Annotated in this window: 18 protein-coding genes; 15 read left to right on the forward strand and 3 right to left on the reverse strand. The window is 72.6% G+C overall.

Annotated elements, in window-relative coordinates; all coding sequences use genetic code 11:
• The first annotated feature begins 312 nt into the window (after window positions 1-312).
• Complete coding sequence (locus P3T29_RS19965; RefSeq protein ID WP_280717891.1) at window positions 313-2,604, forward strand: serine/threonine-protein kinase; 2,292 nt, start codon at window positions 313-315, stop codon at window positions 2,602-2,604.
• Window positions 2,605-2,694: 90 nt separating this feature from the next.
• On the opposite strand, the gene galE is transcribed toward P3T29_RS19965, so the two are convergent.
• Window positions 2,695-3,672, reverse strand: a complete 978-nt coding sequence (galE, locus tag P3T29_RS19970; protein ID WP_280717892.1) for a UDP-glucose 4-epimerase GalE — start codon at window positions 3,670-3,672, stop codon at window positions 2,695-2,697.
• 307 nt (window positions 3,673-3,979) lie between these two features.
• On the opposite strand from galE, the gene P3T29_RS19975 reads away from it, so the two are divergent.
• Entirely contained in the window at window positions 3,980-5,068 is a 1,089-nt protein-coding gene (locus P3T29_RS19975) for a trypsin-like peptidase domain-containing protein (protein WP_280717956.1), read from the forward strand.
• 73 nt (window positions 5,069-5,141) lie between these two features.
• Here the strand turns inward: P3T29_RS19975 and P3T29_RS19980 are convergent, their stop codons facing one another.
• Window positions 5,142-6,347: a sensor histidine kinase gene (locus tag P3T29_RS19980; protein ID WP_280717893.1), complete on the reverse strand. Its 1,206-nt coding sequence runs from the start codon at window positions 6,345-6,347 to the stop codon at window positions 5,142-5,144.
• A gap of 323 nt (window positions 6,348-6,670) precedes the next feature.
• On the opposite strand from P3T29_RS19980, the gene P3T29_RS19985 reads away from it, so the two are divergent.
• The 12 genes from P3T29_RS19985 (at window position 6,671) to P3T29_RS20040 (ending at window position 17,850) form a co-directional block, all read left to right on the forward strand.
• A complete protein-coding gene (locus tag P3T29_RS19985; protein WP_280717894.1) occupies window positions 6,671-7,078 on the forward strand; it encodes an NADH-quinone oxidoreductase subunit A in 408 nt (135 codons plus the stop codon).
• A gap of 38 nt (window positions 7,079-7,116) precedes the next feature.
• Window positions 7,117-7,689: an NADH-quinone oxidoreductase subunit B family protein gene (locus P3T29_RS19990; protein WP_280717957.1), complete on the forward strand. Its 573-nt coding sequence runs from the start codon at window positions 7,117-7,119 to the stop codon at window positions 7,687-7,689.
• Window positions 7,686-8,633 (forward strand): NADH-quinone oxidoreductase subunit C, encoded by a 948-nt coding sequence (locus P3T29_RS19995; RefSeq protein WP_348532845.1) that lies wholly within the window; start codon window positions 7,686-7,688, stop codon window positions 8,631-8,633. Before P3T29_RS19990 ends, P3T29_RS19995 begins: the two co-directional genes overlap by 4 nt.
• On the forward strand, window positions 8,630-9,589 hold the full coding sequence (gene nuoH / locus P3T29_RS20000; protein ID WP_348532846.1) for an NADH-quinone oxidoreductase subunit NuoH: 960 nt from the start codon (window positions 8,630-8,632) through the stop codon (window positions 9,587-9,589). The genes P3T29_RS19995 and nuoH overlap by 4 nt, the downstream gene beginning before the upstream one ends.
• On the forward strand, window positions 9,586-10,143 hold the full coding sequence (locus P3T29_RS20005) for an NADH-quinone oxidoreductase subunit I (protein ID WP_280717959.1): 558 nt from the start codon (window positions 9,586-9,588) through the stop codon (window positions 10,141-10,143). The genes nuoH and P3T29_RS20005 overlap by 4 nt, the downstream gene beginning before the upstream one ends.
• Window positions 10,143-10,796, forward strand: coding sequence for an NADH-quinone oxidoreductase subunit J (locus tag P3T29_RS20010; protein WP_280717960.1), 654 nt, complete (start codon window positions 10,143-10,145; stop codon window positions 10,794-10,796). The genes P3T29_RS20005 and P3T29_RS20010 overlap by 1 nt, the downstream gene beginning before the upstream one ends.
• A 5-nt stretch (window positions 10,797-10,801) precedes the next feature.
• Window positions 10,802-11,167, forward strand: coding sequence for an NADH-quinone oxidoreductase subunit NuoK (gene nuoK, locus P3T29_RS20015; RefSeq protein WP_280717895.1), 366 nt, complete (start codon window positions 10,802-10,804; stop codon window positions 11,165-11,167).
• Window positions 11,164-13,176 carry an NADH-quinone oxidoreductase subunit L gene (locus P3T29_RS20020; RefSeq protein WP_280717896.1) on the forward strand — a complete coding sequence of 671 codons (2,013 nt, stop codon included), beginning with the start codon at window positions 11,164-11,166 and terminating at the stop codon, window positions 13,174-13,176. Before nuoK ends, P3T29_RS20020 begins: the two co-directional genes overlap by 4 nt.
• Window positions 13,177-13,225: 49 nt before the next feature.
• Entirely contained in the window at window positions 13,226-14,776 is a 1,551-nt protein-coding gene (locus tag P3T29_RS20025; RefSeq protein WP_280717897.1) for an NADH-quinone oxidoreductase subunit M, read from the forward strand.
• A 50-nt stretch (window positions 14,777-14,826) separates the two neighbouring features.
• On the forward strand, window positions 14,827-16,359 hold the full coding sequence (locus P3T29_RS20030; RefSeq protein ID WP_280717898.1) for an NADH-quinone oxidoreductase subunit N: 1,533 nt from the start codon (window positions 14,827-14,829) through the stop codon (window positions 16,357-16,359).
• Between the two features lie 115 nt (window positions 16,360-16,474).
• Window positions 16,475-17,338, forward strand: a complete 864-nt coding sequence (htpX, locus tag P3T29_RS20035) for a zinc metalloprotease HtpX (RefSeq protein WP_280717899.1) — start codon at window positions 16,475-16,477, stop codon at window positions 17,336-17,338.
• Window positions 17,339-17,448: 110 nt separating this feature from the next.
• Window positions 17,449-17,850, forward strand: coding sequence for a YccF domain-containing protein (locus tag P3T29_RS20040; RefSeq protein WP_280717900.1), 402 nt, complete (start codon window positions 17,449-17,451; stop codon window positions 17,848-17,850).
• A gap of 1 nt (window position 17,851) precedes the next feature.
• Here the strand turns inward: P3T29_RS20040 and P3T29_RS20045 are convergent, their stop codons facing one another.
• Window positions 17,852-18,319, reverse strand: a complete 468-nt coding sequence (locus P3T29_RS20045; protein ID WP_280717901.1) for a nuclear transport factor 2 family protein — start codon at window positions 18,317-18,319, stop codon at window positions 17,852-17,854.
• 118 nt (window positions 18,320-18,437) lie between these two features.
• Here P3T29_RS20045 and P3T29_RS20050 point away from each other — a divergent pair, with 118 nt between their 5' ends.
• Window positions 18,438-19,412, forward strand: coding sequence for a DJ-1/PfpI family protein (locus P3T29_RS20050; protein ID WP_280717902.1), 975 nt, complete (start codon window positions 18,438-18,440; stop codon window positions 19,410-19,412).
• The last annotated feature ends 19 nt before the right edge of the window (window positions 19,413-19,431 follow it).

The raw sequence follows: 19,431 nt of genomic DNA on the forward strand, positions 1-19,431 counted from the left end.
CCGCCCGGGGGTGGGATTGGCGCGGAGCGGGGCGCGCGGAGGGATATTCAGAGCGCCTGTCGGGGGTATCGAAGCCCCCCCGTGTGCTGATGATCCCACAGCGTGACGAAGGGTCGGCTGAGGGTCGGTCGAGTGGCACAGAGTGATCGTCAGTGACCGCCGCGCAGCGGACCGGCCGTCCGTCAGATCCCGCCGGGACGGGCCGGACCGGCGCGTCCCGGGCAGGGAGATTGGCTCCGGTGGGGCGGGCATTGGACAATCGGGGTCGGCGTACCCTGCCCGGGTGCGGCATAACGGGGAGGTGGCAGCGGAGTGGACCAGCTGACGGCGCACGATCCGCGCAGGATCGGGCCCTTCGAGGTGCTGGGGCGGCTCGGCGCGGGCGGGATGGGACTGGTCTACCTGGCGCGTTCCGCGTCCGGCAGGCGGGTCGCCATCAAGACCGTCCGGGGGGAGCTGGCAGAGGACGAGCTGTTCCGGGTCCGCTTCGCCCGTGAGATCGCCGCCGCCAAGACGGTCGGCGGGTTCTACACCGCCGCCGTGGTGGACGCCGATGCCGACGCGCCGGTGCCCTGGCTGGCCACCGCGTACGTGCCGGCGCCCTCGCTGGAGGACCTGGTCGAGGAGTGCGGGCCGCTGCCCGTGGACGCCGTCCGCTGGCTGGTCGCCGGGATCGCCGAGGCGCTGCAGTCCATCCACGCGGCCGGGCTGGTCCACCGCGACCTCAAGCCGTCCAACGTGCTGGTGGTCGAGGACGGCCCGCGCGTGATCGACTTCGGCATCGCCGCCGGGGTCTCCAGCTCACGGCTGACCATGACCAACGTCGCGGTCGGCACACCCGCCTACATGTCGCCCGAGCAGGCGAAGGACAGCCGCAGCGTCACCGGCGCCAGCGATGTCTTCTCGCTCGGCTCGCTGCTGGTCTTCTGCGCCACCGGCCACGCCCCCTACCGGGGGTCCAACCCGGTCGAGACGGTCTTTCAGCTGCTCCGCGACCAGCCGGACCTGTCCGGGCTGCCGGTCGAGCTGGTCGACCTCGTCCGGGCCTGTATGCGGCCTGCCGCCGAGCACCGGCCGACGCCCGCTCAGATCCAGGCCGAGCTGGCCCCGCACCTGTTCTCCCGGGACGAGGCGGCCGGCGAGGTGGAGGACTGGCTGCCGCCCAGCGCGCTGGACCTGATCGAGCGCAGGCGCGGCCGCCGGGTGCCCGCTCCCGCCCCCGTCGCACCGCCCGTCCCGGCCGCCCCGCCGATCGCCCCCCAGCTGGTGCCGACGCAGCCCGCGCCGCCGCGCCCCCCGGACCTCGGGGGAGCGCTCGACGCCGAGGCCGCGACCGAGAAGCTCGCGGGACGTCGGAAGGGCGGCCCCGACGTGAGCGCCGCCGAGGTCCGGCTGACCGGCGCGGCCGTACGGATAGGGCCCGGCCCCCGGGCCGACCAGGCCGCCGGCGCGGACCCCGCGCCGGCCGGCACCGACTGGGTCCGGCGGGCCACCCCGCCCCCGGCCCGGGCGGCCCGCTGGCGGCCCTGGCGGTTCCGGATGTCCAACGACGTCTGGGGCACGCCGGTGGTCGCCGACGGCACCCTCTTCGTCTCCAGCTTCGAGGTGCACGCCCTCGACATCGGCTCCGGCCAGCGCCGGTACAAGACCCGTGACGTCGCCTGGGCCCTCGCCGTCGACTCCGGCCGGGTGCACGCCGCCGACGGCCCGCACCTCTACACCGTGGACGTCGCCGACGGCACCGAACGCTGGCGCAACTCCCTCGACGGCTGGATCTACGCCCTGGACGCCGCCGACGGCGTGCTCTGCTGCGGCACCCGGGGCGGCGGCGTCCAACTGCGCTCGGCCGCCAGCGGCGCCGAGCTGTGGCGCGCGGACGACGCCCAGCAGGACTACGAGAACCCGCAGTCCGGCCCCGCACTGGTGGCCGGCGCGGCGTACTACTACGGCGGCGGACGGCTGCGCTGCGTCGACCCGCGCGGCGGCGGCCTGCGCTGGGCCTTCCCGGTCGGCGAGGAGGTCCCGTCCCGCCCGGTCGAGCGGGGCGGCGTGCTGTATCTGACGGCCGGCAACCGGGTCTACGCCCTGGACGCCGCCACCGGCGCGGAGCGCTGGCGCTTCGACGCGGCGGTGGTGCTCTTCACCCCGCCCGCCCTGGACGCCTCGGCGGTGTACGTCGCCGACTACCTCGGCACCGTCTACGCCCTGGACGCCGCCACCGGCCGGGACCGCTGGCGCGGCCGTACCGGCAGCCGCCAGGGCGCCGAGCCGGTCGTCGTCGCGGCGAACACCGCACTGGTCGCCGCCGGGGAGACCCTGCACGCCTTCGACACGGTCTCCGGCCGCGAACGCTGGCGCTACACCGCGCGCGGCGAGATCGTCGGCTCCCCGGCGGTCGGCGACGGCCTGGTCCACGTCGGCAGCCGCGACCACTCCCTGCACACCCTCGACCTGACCACCGGCCGCCTCCGCTGGGAACTCGGCACCAAGGGCGAACTCACCGGCTCCCCGGTCGCGATCGGCGGCCGGGTGTTCGTGGGCAGCAAGGACCGCTGCGTGTACGCGCTCGACGCGTTCTACGGCACCGCTGTGCCGTCCCAGTAGGGCAGCGGGGGCGCGGGGACCTGCGCGACGCGGAAGGTGCGGCGCCGGCACCTCCGGTTTCGCGCAGTTCCCCGCGCCCCTGAAGAACCGCTACCGCAGGCCAGGGTGGCGGCTGAGCCAGGCCTGCCAGGCTGAGCTGATCATCGACTCGATGTCGTGCTGGGCGCGCCAGTCGAGTTCCCGGTGGATCAGGTCGGCGGAGGCGACCACGCGGGCCGGGTCGCCGGGGCGGCGGGGGGTGATCTCGGGGGTGGTGTCGTGGCCGGTGACCCGGGCCACGACGGCGAGCATCTCGCTGACCGAGGCGCCCTCGCCACGGCCGATGTTGAGGGTCAGTGAGACCGGCTCGGTCGCGGCGTCGAGGCGGCGGACGGCGGCGACGTGGGCCGAGGCGATGTCCGCGACGTGGATGTAGTCGCGGATGCAGGTGCCGTCGGGCGTGGGGTAGTCGTCGCCGAAGACCAGCGGCGGCAGGCCGTCGGTGAGCCGCTGGAAGATCATCGGGACGAGGTTGGAGACGCCCTCGTCGGCCAGCTCCGTCGACGCCGTGCCCGCCACGTTGAAGTACCGGAGCGAGACGGTGGAGAGCCCGTACGCCCGCCCGGCGGCCCGCAGCAGCCACTCGCCGGCCAGCTTGGTCTCGCCGTACGGGTTGATCGGCTCGCACGGGGTGGACTCGGTGACCAGCTCCACGTCCGGCATGCCGTAGACGGCGGCGGAGGAGGAGAAGAGCACCTTGCGGACGCCTGCCGCGACGGCGGACTCCAGGACGGTCTGCAGGCCGGCGAGGTTCTCCCGGTAGTACGTGAACGGCTCGGCCACCGACTCGCCGACCTGCTTCTTCGCCGCGATGTGCAGGACGCCGGTGACCTGGTGCTCGGCCATCACCTTGTCCAGCACCGCCCGGTCCAGCGTGCAGCCGACCACCAGCGGCACGTCCGGAGGCAGCCGCCCGAGGTCGCCGCTGCTCAGGTCGTCGAGGACGACGACCGGCATTCCGGCCTCGGTCAGCTGGTGCACGACATGCCCGCCGATGTACCCGGCGCCGCCGGTGATCAACCAAGTCATGCCCGGAATCCTATGCGGGCCCGGCCGGAACCGGGCCGGACACCAGCCACCGGTCGAGCCAGGGGCACCAACCCGCACCCTCCTGACCTCGCGCACGCCTCGCATCCCTGCTGGTTCTCGGCGGGGCCCGGTGCGTCGCACCGCAAACTCGGACATAAAGGTGAAATGCTGACAAAATCCGGCCGCTTGCCTCGTCCTGAGGCCCTGCTCCAGGGCCGGCCGTACGGAACCGGAGGCAGCTCAGGTGCACCCCAAGAAGCAACCCACCCGCCCGATCCCGGCCGGCCCGCGCCCCACCGGGCCGAGGCTGCTGTTCCCGGGGGTGGCACTCGCGCTGGCGGCTCTGGTGGTGACCGGCTGCACCAGCAGCGGTTCCTCCTCGTCCTCCACGGCGGCGTCCTCGTCCACGTCCTCGTCGTCCTCCCCCAGCGCCTCGTCCAGCAACTCGGCGCCCGCCCCGAGCGCCAGCAACCAGCTGCAGGACGACTACGAGCGGGTGATCGCCAACGTGCTGCCCTCGGTGGTGCAGATCGACACCGCCTCCGGACTGGGCTCCGGCATCGTCTACGACGCCAAGGGCGACATCGTCACCAACGCCCACGTGGTCGGCACCGCCACCACCTTCACCGTCACCCTGCCCAACAGCGCCAAGACCCTGGACGCCACCCTGGTCGGCACCTTCCCCGATGACGACCTCGCGGTGATCAAGCTCAGCAGCCCGCCGAGCGGGCTCAGGCCGGCCGTCTTCGGTGACAGCGGCAAGGTGGTGGTCGGCCAGATCACCCTGGCGATGGGCAGCCCGCTGGGCCTGTCGTCCAGCGTCACCCAGGGCATCGTCTCGGCGACCGGCCGGACGGTCTCCGAGCCGCAGGGCAGCGGCTCGCCCGGCGCCACCATCGGCAACATGGTGCAGACCTCGGCCGCCATCAACCCGGGCAACAGCGGTGGCGCGCTGGTCAACCTCTCCAGCCAGGTGATCGGCATCAACACGCTGGCCGCCATCGACCAGGAGCTGAACGGCAGCAGCGCCCCCGGCATCGGCTTCGCCATCCCGGCCGCCACCATCACCAACATCGCCGACCAGCTGATCAAGAGCGGGAAGGTCACCAACTCCGGCCGGGCCGCGCTCGGGATCACCGCCCGGACGTACTTCAACTCCGACTTCCAGCCCGCCGGCGCGGTCATCGTCAGCGTCACCTCGGGCGGCGCGGCGGCCTCGGCGGGTCTCCAGGCGGGTGACGTGATCACCCAGCTGGGCGACGCCCAGATCACCACGCTCGCCTCGCTGACCACGGCCCTGGCCTCGCTCCAGCCGGACGCGAAGATCACTGTCACCTACCTGCGGGACGGCCAGTCCAAGACCGCCAATGTCACCCTCGGCACCCTGACGGGCTGACGCCCTCCGGAACACCGGGCCCGGCAGCCGTCACCGCGCAAGGGAGACGGCCGCCGGGCCCGGCTCTTTCTGCTTACAGAAGTGGCCGCGCGACCCGGGTCCGCCACGGCAGCTCGATGGTCACCGAGGTCGGGCCGCCGGCCGGGCTGGTGACCAGGAAGACCCCGTCCACCGCGCCGATCCGCTCGGTCAGCCCGGCCAGGCCGCTCCCCGGGTACTGGGCGGCGCCGCCCCGGCCGTCGTCCTGGACGAGCACCATCAGCCGGTCCGCCTCCCGCCAGACCTCGACCGTGGCGGTCCGGGCGCCGGAGTGCTTGGAGACGTTGGTCAGCAGCTCGCTGACGGTGAAGTAGGCGATGCCCTCGACCGCCGAGTCGGGCCGCTCGGCGGTGCCGTCCGGGCCGTGCAGATCGACGGTCACCTTGACCCCGCCCGGTACGGTGCAGCGGGCGGCGACGGCGGAGAGTGCCGCGTCCAGGCCACGGTCCGTCAGTACGGCCGGGTGGATGCCCCGGGCCAGGTCGCGCAGCTCCTGCAGGGCGAGTTTCACCTCGCCGTGGGCCGTGCCGACCATCTTCGCGACCGCCTCCACGCTCTCGTCGCTCCGGCTCTCGGAGAGTTTCTCCTTGGCCAGCCCGAGGTCCATCGACAGCGCGACCAGCCGGGCCTGGGCTCCGTCGTGCAGGTCCCGTTCGATCCGGCGCAGGTCGGCGGCGGCGGTGTCGACCACCGCGCCCCGGTCGTCCTCCAGCTCGCGGACCCGCTCGGACAGCGCGTTCGGAGTCAGCAGGGTGCCCACCAGGGCGCGGTCCAGCGTGGCCAGGAGGCCCACGACCCAGGGCAGCACCGGCCAGCCGACGATCAGCATGACCAGGGTGATGGTGAAGCTGAGGATGCCCCAGGGCAGCAGCACGATGCAGTAGAGCGCCGAGCGCCAGCTCAGCCCGTCGGTCAGGGCCGCGATCACCCAGCCCGCCAGCCCGGGGCGGGCGGGCGCCACCGGGGTCGGTTCGGGCAGCTCCGAGTCGACGGCGGCCCGGGCCCGCCGCCGGGCCAGTCCGCCGAGGCTCCGGCACCCCACCAGTCCGAGGGCGAGCAGCGGCAGCCCGAGGACCGTGACGGCCAGGCCCAGCCCGGTGCTCAGCAGCACGGCGGTGAAGACGAACCCGGCGATGCCGAGCGGCAGGTTCAGCAGCAGGTGCTGCACCTGGAGCCAGAGCCGCGCTCCGTACAGCGAGGGGCGGTCGGTCCCCTCGTTCGTCGTGCGCGCTGTTTCCATCGTGGGCACCCCACCTTCTCGCGTCTTCTCGGTCGACCTGACGAGCTACAGCATCGTCGGTCGGTGGCCCCGGGAACCATGGGGGTGATCGGCGTCAGTGCCCGGGGGTTATCCCCACCCTGGTGGTGGGGGTGTGGACAGTGTGGCGGGCGGTGACCGGAGGGGAGCGGAGTCCACAGAGCGTCTTACAGGGCGGGCAGGGGTGTAGGGGGACGCAAGCGCTGCACTTAGACTCACGCCATAGCGATGGTTATGGATGTGTAAAGAGGCGCAGTGAACCCCACCGCCCGGTGGGGCCGACGTTCCAGTGTGGAGGCGAACGCATGACGGGGCCGCTGGCCGCTGCTGACCCTGCCGTGGGTGGCGGCTACTTCGACGCGTACGCGGCGGTGGGCCTGCTCGCGGTCGTCGGGGTGCTCTTCGTCGCGGTGTCCTTCACCGCGAACCGCCTGCTCCGGCCGGTGGTGTACTCGCCGGAGAAGCTGCTCACGTACGAGTGCGGCGTCGACCCGGTGGGCGAGGGCTGGGCGCACACCCAGGTCCGGTACTACATCTACGCCTTCCTGTACGTGATCTTCGCGGTCGACGCGATCTACCTCTTCCCGTGGGCGACGGTCTTCGCCGCCGCCGGGTTCGGCATGGCCACGCTGCTGGAGATGTTCATCTTCATCGGCTTCCTCGCGGTCGGGCTGCTCTACGCCTGGAAGAAGGGCGTTCTGGAATGGACGTGACCCACTCGCACGGTACCGGCGGACCGATCTCGCTCGGAATGCCCGACCCCGCCACTCCCGGTGCGGCGGTCGAGACCCGCCGGATCGGAGCGCTGGCCCGCCTGGCGCCGGACCCGGTCAAGGTGGTGCTCAACTGGGGCCGCCGCTACAGCCTCTGGTGCTTCAACTTCGGCCTCGCCTGCTGCGCGATCGAGTTCATCGCCGCGTCGATGGCCAAACACGACTTCATCCGGATGGGTGTCATCCCGTTCGCGCCGGGCCCGCGCCAGGCCGACCTGATGATCGTCTCCGGGACGGTCACGGACAAGATGGCCCCGGCCGTGAAGCGTCTGTACGAGCAGATGCCCGAGCCCAAGTACGTGATCTCGTTCGGCGCCTGCTCCAACTCGGGCGGCCCCTACTGGGACTCGTACTCCGTCACCAAGGGCGTCGACCAGATCATCCCGGTCGACGTCTACGTGCCGGGCTGCCCGCCGCGTCCCGAGGCGCTGTTGCAGGGCATCCTCAAGCTGCAGGAGAAGATCGCGGCCGAGGATCTGCCCGCGCGGTACGCGGCGCCCGCGTCCGCCCTGCGCCGCCCGCTGCTCGCCGGCCCGGAGAGTGCGAAGTGACGCCCGAAGAGACCGCGGCAGCCATCGGCGAGTGGGCCACCGCCGCCGAGGCGTACGAGCTGCTGACCGTCGACGTGCCCGCCGAGCACTGGATCGAGGCGCTGACCGCCGCCCGCGACGGCCTCGGGCTCGGCTACTTCGACTGGCTCAGCGCGGTGGACGAGCTGGCCGACGGGTTCTCGGTCGCCGTGCACCTCGCCGAGGTCGGTACGCCCGGCCGCGTCCGGCACCTGCTGCTGCGCACCCGGGTGCCGCGCGACCACGCCGTGCTGCCGACCGCCGTCGGCGTCTACTCCGGTGCCGGCTGGCACGAGCGGGAGACCCACGAGATGTTCGGCATCGACTTCGCCGGCCACCCGCACCTGGTCACCCTGCTGCTGCCGGACGGCTTCGAGGGCCACCCGCTGCGCAAGGAGTTCGTGCTCGCCGCCCGCGTCGCCAAGGCCTGGCCCGGCGCCAAGGAGCCGGGCGAGAGCGAGGGCGACGGCCCGGCCCGCCGCAAGATGCAGCCCCCCGGTGTGCCGGACCCGAACGAGTGGGGCCCGCTCAAGGGCACCCTCCCGCCCGTCGCCGAACGCCCGGCGCGCGCGGCCCGGGCGCCGCGCGCGGCGGCCGCCGGTGCCGAAGGGGCGGAGCCCCGCCCGCGCCGGACCCGCAGCATCGAGGACGGTTCGACCAGCCAGGCCGCTCCCACCTCCACCGAGGCTGCCGAGGCGCCGATCCGAGCCGACCGGCCGCGCCGGACCCGCAGCATCAGCGAAGGGTCCGTCAGCCAGGCGCCGGAGGAGGGCACGGCAGCCCGCCCCACGCCCGCCCGCACCCAGTCCTCCGACGCGCCCTGGCACTCGCCGGTACCCGCCGCCGGACCGGACGAGCCGTCGAAGGCCGAACCCCCCGCCGAACCCCCTGCCGAGGAACCCACCCAGGACGGAGACAGCACGTGAACCTGTTGGACACGCTGCTGCGCTGCGTCGGCGCACTGGTCGCCTTCCTCACCCTCCCCCTGGTCATCGGCCAGACCGAGCACAAGGTGATGGCCCACATGCAGGGCCGGCTCGGCCCGATGTACGCGGGCGGGTTCCACGGCTGGGCGCAGCTGGTCGCCGACGGCGTCAAGTTCGTCCAGAAGGAGGAGATCGTCCCGGCCGATGCCGACCGGCGGATCTTCCGGCTGGCCCCGGCCGTCTCGCTGCTCCCGTACCTGATCGTGCTGCTCGCCATCCCGATCGGGCCGAACGGCTTCGTCGGGCAGGCGCTGGACGCCGGGCTGTTCTTCGTCCTGGCCGTCATGGGCGTCGGGGTGATCGGCAAGCTGATGGCGGGCTGGGCGTCCGCCAACAAGTTCTCGCTGCTCGGCGGTCTGCGGACGGCCGCGCAGCTGATGTCGTACGAGCTGCCGATGGTCCTCGCCGCCGCCTCGGTGGCGATGGCGGCGGGCACGGTCTCGCTGACCGGGATCGTCGCCGCCTTCCACTGGTGGTGGATCCCGTGGCAGGCGGTCGGCGCGTTCGTCTTCTTCACGGCCGGGCTGGCCGAGCTGCAGCGTCCGCCGTTCGACATGCCGATCGCCGACTCGGAGATCATCTTCGGCGCGTACACCGAGTACAGCGGCCTGCGCTTCGCGTTCTTCCTGCTGTCCGAGTACGCGGGCATCCTGGTCGTCTCCGCGCTGACGGCCGTGCTCTTCCTGGGTGGCTGGCACGGCCCGCTGCCCGACAGTCTCGGCTGGCTGTGGACGCTGCTGAAGACCTTCGCGCTGGCCTTCGTGGTGATCTGGCTCCGGGTCACCTACCCCCGACTGCGCGAGGACCAGCTGATGCGTTTCGCCTGGACCGGCCTCGTCCCGCTCGCGCTCGCCCAGCTCGCCCTCACCGGCATCGTCAAGGTGGCGATCTCCTGATGAACATTCCCGGCTCCGGCCTGGCCAAGGGCCTGGCCGTCACCCTGCGGACGATGACGAAGAAGACCGTCACCGCGCAGTACCCCGACGTGCAGCCCGAACTGCCCCCGCGCAGCCGGGGCGTGATCGCGCTGCTGGAGGAGAACTGCACGGTCTGCATGCTCTGCGCCCGCGAGTGCCCGGACTGGTGCATCTACATCGACTCCCACAAGGAGACGCTGCCCGCCGCCGACCCGAACGCCCGCGCCCGTACCCGCAACGTGCTGGACCGTTTCGCCATCGACTTCTCGCTCTGCATGTACTGCGGGATCTGCATCGAGGTGTGCCCGTTCGACGCGCTGTTCTGGTCACCGGAGTTCGAGTACGCGGAGACGGACATCCTGGAGCTGACCCACGAGCGGGACAAGCTCCGCGAGTGGATGTGGACCGTGCCCGCGCCGCCGGCGCTGGACCCGGCCGCCGAGGAGCCCAAGGAGATCGCGATGGCCCGCAAGGCCGCCGACAAGCTCGCGACAGCGGCAGCGGCAGCGGCGGCCGCCGGGGGTGACGCGTGATCACCTCGCTGCTCGCGTCGGCCGGTCCGCTCACCCCGGCCGCGCGCTCGTTCCTCTCCCCGACCGGGGTGGAGATCGTCTTCCTGCTGGTCGGCATCGCCGTGCTCGGCTCGGCCGTCATCGCGGTGACCACCAAGCAGCTGGTGCACGCCGCGCTCTGGCTGGTCGTCGCGCTGGGCGGGCTGGCGGTCGAGTTCCTGCTGCTCACCGCCGAGTTCGTGGCCTGGGTGCAGGTGCTGATCTACCTCGGGTCGGTGGTCGTGCTGGTGCTGTTCGGCCTGATGCTCACCAAGGCACCGATCGGCCGCTCGCCCGACGCCGACTCCGGCAACCGCTGGGTGGCGCTCGCGGTGGCCCTGGCCGCCGCCGGGACGCTGGTCACCCTGGTGGTGGACGCCTTCCGCACCTCCTGGATCGACCTCGGCGGCGGTGGCGGCAGCGCGGCGATGACGGGCCAGAGCCTGTTCCGCCACTGGGTGCTGCCCTTCGAGGCGCTCTCCGTCCTGCTGCTGGCCGCCCTGGTCGGCGCGATCGTGCTGTCCCGTACGAAGGACGAGCGCCCGCCGAAACCGCGCCCGGGCAAGCTGCGGACGGGCAAGCCGGTGGGTCTCAGCTCCGTACCCGCCTCGACGACCCCGCCGCAGGAGAGCTGACGCCGATGCATCTCGTCTACCCGGCCGTCCTCGCCGCGCTGCTGTTCAGCATCGGCGTCTACGGCGTCCTCGCCCGGCGCAACACCGTGCTGGTGCTGATGTCCGTCGAGCTGATGCTCAACGCCGTCAACCTCAACCTGGTCGCCTTCGACGCCTGGCTGCGCGACGCGCTGCACGCCGGGCAGGCGCTCACCCTGTTCACCATCACCGTCGCCGCCGCCGAGATCGGTCTCGGGCTGGCCATCGTCCTGCTGGTCTTCCGGACCAGGGGCACGGCCGACATCGACCGCCTCACCGCGCTCGGCGACCCGTCCGAGGACGCCGAGGACGCTGAGGCCGACACCGTCCTGAAGGGCCAGGCCGTCGCATGAACCTCGCCCTCCCCGTCCTCGTCCCCGTGCTGCCCGCGCTCGGCGCGGCCGCCACCCTCGCCACCGGCAAGCGGGCCCCCGGCTTCGCCCGGCCGCTGGCGATCCTCCCGGTCGCCGCCTCCGCCGTGCTCGCGCTGGTCGTCGCGCTGCAGCTCGGCACCGGCCACAGCCTGGACGCCGCCACCCGGCTCACCCCCACCGGCGGCCCCGACGTCTCGCTCGCCCTCCACCTGGACGGCTTCAGCTCGCTGATCTCGGTGCTGGTCGGCCTGGTCGCCACCTGCGTCCAGGTCTACTCGACGGCTTACCTGAAGGACGACCCGCGCTACCCCTCCTACGCGGCGCTGGTCTCGCTCTTCACGGCGGCGATGTTCCTGGTCGTGTACTCGGGCGACCTGATCGTGCTGCTGGTCGGCTGGGAGATCATGGGCATCTGCTCGTACTTCCTGATCGGGCACCACTGGGAGACCGCCGACGCGCGCTCCGCCTCGCTCAAGGCCTTCCTGGTCACCAAGCTCGGCGACATCCCCTTCCTGTTCGGGATCTTCCTGCTCGGCACGGACGCCAAGAGCTTCCGGATCACCGACGTGCTGACCGCCGCCGCCGACGGGCGGCTCGGGCACCCGACGCTGATCGCGCTGCTGCTGCTCGCCGGAGTCGCGGGCAAGAGCGCGCAGTTCCCGCTGCACACCTGGCTGCCCGACGCGATGGCCGGTCCGACGCCGGTCTCCGCGCTGATCCACGCCGCCACCATGGTCGCCGCCGGTATCTACCTGGTGGCCAGGCTGCTGCCGGTCTTCCTGCTCTCCGGCGCCGCGCTGGTGGTGCTGTCGGTGATGGCCGCCGTGACGATGGTCGGCTCCGCGCTGTGCGCGCTCGCGCAGGACGACCTCAAGCGGGTGCTCGCGTACTCGACGGTCGGCCAGCTCGGCTACATGGCGGGCGCACTGGCCAGCGGCGACCGGGACGCGGCCGTCTTCCACCTGGTCAGCCACGGCGCGTTCAAGGCGCTGCTCTTCCTGACCGCCGGTGTGGTGATCCACGCCGCGCACACCAACTCGATCTCCGCGATGTCCCGGATGCCGGGGCTGCGCAAGCGCGTCCCGGACGCCTACTGGACGCTGGCGATCGGCCTGGCCGCCCTGATCGGCCTGCCGCCGTTCTCGGGCTTCTTCAGCAAGGAGGCGGTGCTCGGCGCGGCCGAGCACGCCGCCAACGGCGAGGCGCTCACCAACGGGCTCGGCCCCGCCTCGGCGGTGCCCTCGGCCGCCGGGTGGATCGTGCTGATCTCGGCCTCCGCCACCGCGCTGCTCACGGCGGCGTACGCCACCCGGCTCTGGCTGGTCGCCTTCCACGGCCCGTCGGCCGCCCCCGCCACTGCGGAGGGCGTGCCGTACTCGCCCGAGATCGACGAGGCGGACCCGGCGCAGGCCGAGCCGCACGCGATGCGCTGGCCGCTCTGGGTGCTCGCCGTCCCCACCATGGGCTTCGGCATCGCGGGCCTGCGCAGCAACTGGCTGCCCGCCCTGCTGGACGGCGGCTCGCTGCGCCCCTCGGCCGCCACCGCCGTGATCGGCACCGGCCTCGCCCTGGCGGGTGTGCTGATCTCGTACGCCGCCTGGCGCTCGGCCACCGCCCGCGCGGCGGCCGTCACCTGGCCGGCTGCTGCCGACCGGGTGCCCGAGCAGGCCGGACCGCCCGCCGTCGAGACGATCCCGGCCGACCCGGGCCGCATCCTGCTCGGCCCGCTCTTCCGGCCCGCCCAGCACGGCTTCTTCGTCGACCGGCTCTACAGCGCGGCCTTCGTCGGCCCGACCGTCGCCGCCGCGCGGCTCGTCCGCTTCCTCGACCGCGAGGTCGTCGAGACCTACGTACGCGGCGCGGGGACGGCGCCCAGGATGCTCGGCTGGGTCGTCCGGCGGGCCCAGAACGGGAACGCCCAGGCCTACCTGAGCGCCCTGCTCGCCGGGGTCGTGCTGCTCACCGTCCTGGTGGCGGTCGGCACATGACCTCGACCCGCATCAGCCTGTCCACCGCAGCACCCACTTGGAGCCCCCGATGAACGTAGTCCTCATCGCCCTCCTGCTGCTGCCGCTGGCCGGCGCCGCCCTCACCCTCGCGCCCTTCGGCACCGACCCCGAGGCCGCCGACCGACGCGCGCTGCGCCTCGGCACGGCGGTCACCGGTCTCGTACTGCTGCTGACCATCGCGCTCGCGGCCGGGTTCGACCACGGCCGGCCGGCCAGGATGCAGGCCGTCACCGACGTGAGCTGGATCCCGGCCGTCGGCGTCCGCCTGCACCTCGGCGTGGACGGCATCTCGCTACCGCTGATCGTGCTCACCGCGCTGCTCACCTTCCTCTGCGCGGTGTACTCGACCAAGCGCCTGCCGGACGGCCCGGGGGTGCCGAGTGCGCGCGCCTTCGTCGGCCTGCTGCTGCTGCTCGAAGTCGGCATGCTGGCCACCTTCGCGGTGCTCGACCTGGTGCTGTTCTTCCTGGCCTTCGAGATCGTGCTGATCCCGATGTACTTCCTGATCGCCCGTTGGGGGAGCGGGCAGAAGGTGCCCGCCGCCAACCGCTTCATCCTCTACACCCTGCTCGGCTCCGCCGTGATGCTGCTCGGCTTCCTGCTGATCGGCAGCAAGGCCGGCACCTTCGACATGACGCAGCTCGCCGCCGCCCACGGCCACGGGCTGAGCCACCCCACCCAGGTCATCGCCGCCCTGTGCATCGGCCTCGGTCTCGCGGTGAAGGCCCCTGCCTGGCCGCTGCACAGCTGGCTCCCGGACGCGCACACGTCGGCCCCCACCGTCGGCTCGGTGCTGCTCGCCGGTGTGCTGCTCAAGATGGGTACGTACGGCCTGGTCCGTGTCCTCCTCCCGATCGTGCCCGGCGGCACGGCGACTCTCGCCCCCTACCTGGGGGCGCTTGCCGCCGTCGGCGTCGTCTACGGTGCGCTGGCCTGTCTCGCGCTCGTGCGGCCCGGTGCCAAGGGCGACCTGAAGCGTCTGATCGCCTTCTCCTCCGTCGGCCACATGGGCTTCGTGCTGCTGGGCATCGCCTCCCTCACCCCGGTGGGCGTCAACGGCGCACTGTTCGCCAACATCGCCCACGGCCTGATCACCGGTCTGCTCTTCTTCCTGGTCGGCGCGCTGAAGGACCGCTACGGCACGGCCGACCTCGACACCCTCGCGGGTGCCACCGGGGCAGCCCTCTACGGACGGGCGCCACGCATCGGCGCGCTGCTCGCCTTCGCCGCCGTCGCCAGCCTCGGGCTCCCCGGGCTGGCGGGCTTCTGGGGCGAGGTGCTCGCGATGTTCGGCGCGTTCGACCCGGCCGCCGGGCTCTCCCGGCCCGCCTTCGTGACCTACATGGTGATCGCCGGCCTGGGCACCCTCCTCACCGCCGCGTACCTGCTGCTCGTCGTGAAGCGCGTCTGCATGGGCGACCCGAAGCAGCCCGCGCTCGCGGACGTCCCCGACATGCGCCCGTACGAGGCCGTCAGCTGGACGCCGCTCGCCGCGCTCACGCTGCTCGCCGGGCTCTGGCCCGCACTGCTGCTCGGACTGTCCGACCCGGCCGTCAAGCACCTCCTCGGGGGTGGCTGAACATGCACAGCTCCGTACTTGGTCCGCACGAGCTTCTGGGGCAGCCCGCCATGACACCTCTCGCCGTCGTCGACCCGGGCAGCCTGATCCAGTCCGTCGACTGGGTGGCCGTCGCCCCGCCGCTGATCGCGGCCGTGGCCGCGCTCGCCGTACTGCTCGCCGACCTCTTCCTCCCGGCCGGCCGGAAGAAGGCGCTCGGTTGGCTCACGGCGGGCGGGCTCGCCCTCGCTCTCATCGCACTCCTCCCTCTGGCGCGCGGTAACACTCGGTCGACCTTCTGCTTGCAGAACGTAACAGGAGCCACTGACAACGCTCCCTGCTCGTACGTCGCCGACCACTTCGCGCTGGTCTTCCAGCTGCTCGCGCTCGGCGGCGCGCTGATCACCGCGCTGATCTCGATCCACACCGTGGACGAGGAGGAGCTGCCGGGCGGCGAGTACTGGTTCCTGCTGCTCAGCAGCGCGACCGGCGCCGCCCTGCTGCCCGCCGCCCGCGACCTGGCGACGCTGATCATCGCGCTGGAGGTCGTCTCGCTGCCCGCGTTCGCGCTGGTCGCCCTGCGTCGGGACGGGCGGGGGGCCGAGGCGGCGCTCAAGTTCTTCCTGTCCTCCGTGACCGCCACCGCCGTGATGCTGCTCGGGGTCAGCTTCGTCTACGCCGCCACCGGCAGCCTGCACCTGACCGCGATCGCCGACGGTCTGACCCACCTGCCCGCCCAGCTGAAGCCGCTGGCCGAGGCCGGCGCCGCGCTCACCCTGGTCGGCTTCGCGTTCAAGGTGGCCGCCGTCCCGTTCCACTTCTGGCTGCCGGACACCTACACCGGCTCCCCGATCCCGATCGCGGGCTACCTCTCGGTGGTCAGCAAGGCGGCCGGTCTGGCCGGTCTGGCCCTGGTCACCACCATCGCCTTCCACCAGTACGGCCACACCTGGGGCCTCGCCCTGGGCGTGCTCGCCGCACTGACCATGACGGTGGGCAACGTCGCCGCCCTGCGCCAGCGCGCCGACACCCGGCACAGCGCCGTCCGGCTGCTGGCCTGGTCCTCCGTCAGCCAGGCGGGCTACCTGCTCGTCCCGCTGGCCGCCGCCGGGGCCACCAGGGCCACCGCGCCGATCGGCGCCACCGTCGCGTACGCGCTGATCTACGGCGTGGTGAACCTGGGCGCCTTCGCGGTGGTCTCCGCCGTCGCCCGCACCGCCCCGGCCGCCCGGCTCGACGACTTCCGTGGCCTGTTCGCCCGCCGCCGTTGGACGGCGCTGGCGCTGGCCTTCTTCCTGCTCTGCCTGGCCGGGCTGCCCCCGGGCGTGATCGGGCTCTTCGGCAAGGTCGTGGTCTTCCGCGCCGCCGTCGACGCCGGGCTCGGCTGGCTGGCCGTGATCATGGCCGCCAACGTGGTCATCGCGCTGTACTACTACCTCACCTGGACGGCGAAGCTCTTCGCACCGGCCGAGGCCGCCGGGCTCGAACAGCGCCGTACCCCCGCCGGACTGACCGCCACGCTCGCCCTCACCGCGTCCGTCGCGGTGGTCCTGTCGGTGGCTCCGCAACTGGTCCTTCAGGTGGTCAGCGGCACTCTGTTCTGAGCTGCGGCCGGGCCCCTCCGGGCGGTGAGGGAACGAAGACGGCTCATCCCGCCGTTGATCTCGGCAGAGGGATGAGAAGAGAAGGCTTCCCACCGCACCACTTGGAGGGCCTGCCGTGCACCGCCAGCACAACGGGTTGAGGACGGCCGCGCTGATCGGCGGCCTGTCGGCACTGATCCTGGTGATCGGCAGCTTCTTCGGCCGTACCGGTCTGCTGCTGGCCCTACTGGTCGCGCTCGGCACCAACGGGTACGCGTACTGGAACAGCGACAAGCTCGCGCTGCGCGCGATGCGGGCCCGGCCGGTGAGCGAGATCGAGGCCCCCCGCCTGTACCGGATCGTCCGCGAGCTCTCCACCTCGGCCCGCCAGCCGATGCCCCGCCTGTACCTCTCGCCCACCCCGGCCCCGAACGCCTTCGCCACCGGGCGCAACCCCCGCAACGCCGCCGTCTGCTGCACCGACGGCATCCTGCAGCTGCTGGACGAGCGCGAGCTGCGCGGCGTGCTCGGCCATGAGCTGAGCCACGTCTACAACCGGGACATCCTGATCTCCTCGGTGGCGGGCGCGCTGGCCGCAGTGATCATGTTCCTGGTGAACTTCGCCTGGCTGATCCCGTTCGGCCGCAGCGAGGACGAGGACGGCCCCGGCCTCTTCGGCCTACTCGCCATCATGATCCTCGGCCCGCTCGCCGCCAGCCTGATCCAGCTGGCCGTCAGCCGCTCCCGCGAGTACCAGGCCGACGCCGACGGAGCCAGGATCACCGGGGATCCGCTGGCCCTCGCCAGCGCCCTGCGCAAGCTGGAGGCCGGCACCCGGCGACTCCCGCTGCCCCCCGAGCCGCAGCTCCAGACCGCCAGCCACATGATGATCGCCAGCCCCTTCCGCCCGGGCGAGGCGGGTTCGCGACTCTTCTCCACCCACCCCCCGATGGCGGAGCGCATCGCCCGCCTGGAGCGGATGGCCGGCTACGGCGGCTGAGCCGCCCGTCCGCTCCGGGCGGGCGGCCGGCGGTGGCCGGTCGCGTTACGGGAGTACCGGAGCGGGTAAGTGGAGTGGGGGTGTGGAGAACCCCGTGGAAGGGTGAAGGTATGAAGATTATCGAATTGATACTCAACGTCCTCTGGTTGGTCTTCTGCGGGATCTGGATGGCCATCGCCTACGCCATTGCGGGCATCGTCTGCTGCATTCTGATCATCACGATTCCATTTGGCATTGCTTCGTTTCGCCTGGCGGGCTACGTCCTCTGGCCGTTCGGCAGGACCACGGTGGAGCGGCCGGACGCCGGGGCGGCGTCGTGCATCGGCAACGTGATCTGGCTGGTGTTCGCCGGCTGGTGGCTGGCGCTCGCGCACATCGCGACCAGCATCCCGCTGTTCCTGTCGATCATCGGGATCCCGTTCGGCTGGGCGAACCTGAAGATGATCCCGGTCTCACTGATGCCGCTCGGCCGCGAGATCGTCTCCACGGACGAGCGGTTCGGCGGCCGTTGAGTCAGCGGGCGGGGTGATGAATCCCCTCGTCCTCCCCTGCTCCGGCCAGGGCCTGGCCGCCGAGGCGTCGCTCGGCGGCGTCGATCCGCAGGTCGTTGATGGCGGCGTAGCGGCGGGCCATCAGGCCGTTCGGGTCGAACTCCCACTGCTCGTTGCCGTAGCTGCGCCACCACTGGCCGGCCGCGTCGTGCCACTCGTACTCGAAGCGCACGGAGATCCGGTTGTCGGTGTGCGCCCACAGTTCCTTGCGGAGGCGGTAGTCCAGCTCCCGTTCCCACTTGCTGCGCAGGAAGGCGACGACCTGCTCGCGGCCGTGCAGGAAGACGTCCCGGTTCCGCCACTCGCAGTCCTCGGTGTAGGCGAGTGAGACGAGTTCGGGGTCGCGGGTGTTCCAGGCGTCCTCGGCGGCCTGCACCTTGAGCAGAGCGGTCTCGGTGGTGAAGGGGGGCAGGGGTGGCCTCTGGTTCATTGCTCTCTCCGTACGAGTTGGGGTCCCTCGACCTTTGCAGCTCGGCTCCGGCCGCTGCCATGTCCCTCAGGACGGCTTCTCCACAGATTCGGACACCGACCGGCCGTATGCTCGGTGGATGACCACTGAGCGGAGGCCCGCCGAACCCCGGCGCACTGTCGCCGTGCTCGCGTACGACGGCGTCAGGCTGCTGGATGTGGCCGCGCCGCTGGAGGTGTTCGGGACCACCGGTGCGTACGACGTCGTCCTGTGCTCCCCGGGCGGGCGGCCCGTCACGGCCGTGACCGGGACCGGCCTGGCCGTGACGGAGCTGGTGGTGACGGCCGACGCCGGCGTCGTCCGCGCGGACACCGTGGTCGTGCCAGGCTCGCCGACGGCTCCGGCCGACGCGCCGGACGGGCTGCTGGCTGCGGCCGCCGGGCTGACGGCCTCGGCGGGCCGGGTCGCGTCCATCTGTACGGGTGCCTTCGTCCTCGCCGAACTCGGGCTGCTGGACGGGCGCCGGGCGACCACGCACTGGCGGTACGCGGCGGAGCTGGGCCGCCGGTACCCGAAGGTCACCGTCGAACCGGACTCCATCTACGTCCGCGACGGCCGGGTGCTGACCTCGGCGGGTGTCAGCGCCGGGATCGACCTCGCGCTCGCCCTGGTCGAGGACGATCTCGGTCCGGACGCCGCCCGCGAGGTGGCCCGCGACCTGGTGGTCTTCATGCAACGCCCCGGCGGGCAGTCGCAGTTCTCGGTACGAGCCCGGACGCCGCGCCCGCGCCACGACGCCCTGCGGGCCGTCCTCGACGCCGTCGCCGGAGACCCGGCGGGCGACCACTCGGCTGCGGCGCTCGCCGCCCGGGCCGGGCTGAGCGCGCGCCAGCTGGCCCGGATCTTCCGCGCGGAGCTGGACACCACGCCGTCGGCCTACGTCGAGCTGGTACGGCTGGAGGCGGCGCGCGGCCTGCTGGAGGCGGGGGAGTCGGTGGCGGGCGCGGCCCGCCGTTCGGGGACGGGGAGCGACGAGACGCTGCGACGCGCCTTCCTCAAGCACCTCGGCGTCCCGCCGTCGGCGTACGCGGCGCGGTTCCGCCACACCCGCTGACGGGACCCTGGCGGCGACT

The sequence above is a fragment of the Kitasatospora sp. MAP5-34 genome, from assembly GCF_029894335.1.
Classification (GTDB): Bacteria; Actinomycetota; Actinomycetes; order Streptomycetales; family Streptomycetaceae; genus Kitasatospora.

What these genes read in the sequence shown, in the direction of transcription:
- galE (WP_280717892.1), bottom strand. Translation starts at nt 3,672, where the DNA reads ATGACTTGGTTGATCACCGGCGGCGCCGGGTACATCGGCGGGCATGTC.
- P3T29_RS19980 (WP_280717893.1), bottom strand. Translation starts at nt 6,347, where the DNA reads ATGGAAACAGCGCGCACGACGAACGAGGGGACCGACCGCCCCTCGCTG.
- P3T29_RS19985 (WP_280717894.1), top strand. Translation starts at nt 6,671, where the DNA reads ATGACGGGGCCGCTGGCCGCTGCTGACCCTGCCGTGGGTGGCGGCTAC.
- P3T29_RS19990 (WP_280717957.1), top strand. Translation starts at nt 7,117, where the DNA reads ATGCCCGACCCCGCCACTCCCGGTGCGGCGGTCGAGACCCGCCGGATC.
- nuoK (WP_280717895.1), top strand. Translation starts at nt 10,802, where the DNA reads ATGCATCTCGTCTACCCGGCCGTCCTCGCCGCGCTGCTGTTCAGCATC.
- P3T29_RS20020 (WP_280717896.1), top strand. Translation starts at nt 11,164, where the DNA reads ATGAACCTCGCCCTCCCCGTCCTCGTCCCCGTGCTGCCCGCGCTCGGC.
- P3T29_RS20025 (WP_280717897.1), top strand. Translation starts at nt 13,226, where the DNA reads ATGAACGTAGTCCTCATCGCCCTCCTGCTGCTGCCGCTGGCCGGCGCC.
- P3T29_RS20030 (WP_280717898.1), top strand. Translation starts at nt 14,827, where the DNA reads ATGACACCTCTCGCCGTCGTCGACCCGGGCAGCCTGATCCAGTCCGTC.
- P3T29_RS20040 (WP_280717900.1), top strand. Translation starts at nt 17,449, where the DNA reads ATGAAGATTATCGAATTGATACTCAACGTCCTCTGGTTGGTCTTCTGC.
- P3T29_RS20045 (WP_280717901.1), bottom strand. Translation starts at nt 18,319, where the DNA reads ATGAACCAGAGGCCACCCCTGCCCCCCTTCACCACCGAGACCGCTCTG.
- P3T29_RS20050 (WP_280717902.1), top strand. Translation starts at nt 18,438, where the DNA reads ATGACCACTGAGCGGAGGCCCGCCGAACCCCGGCGCACTGTCGCCGTG.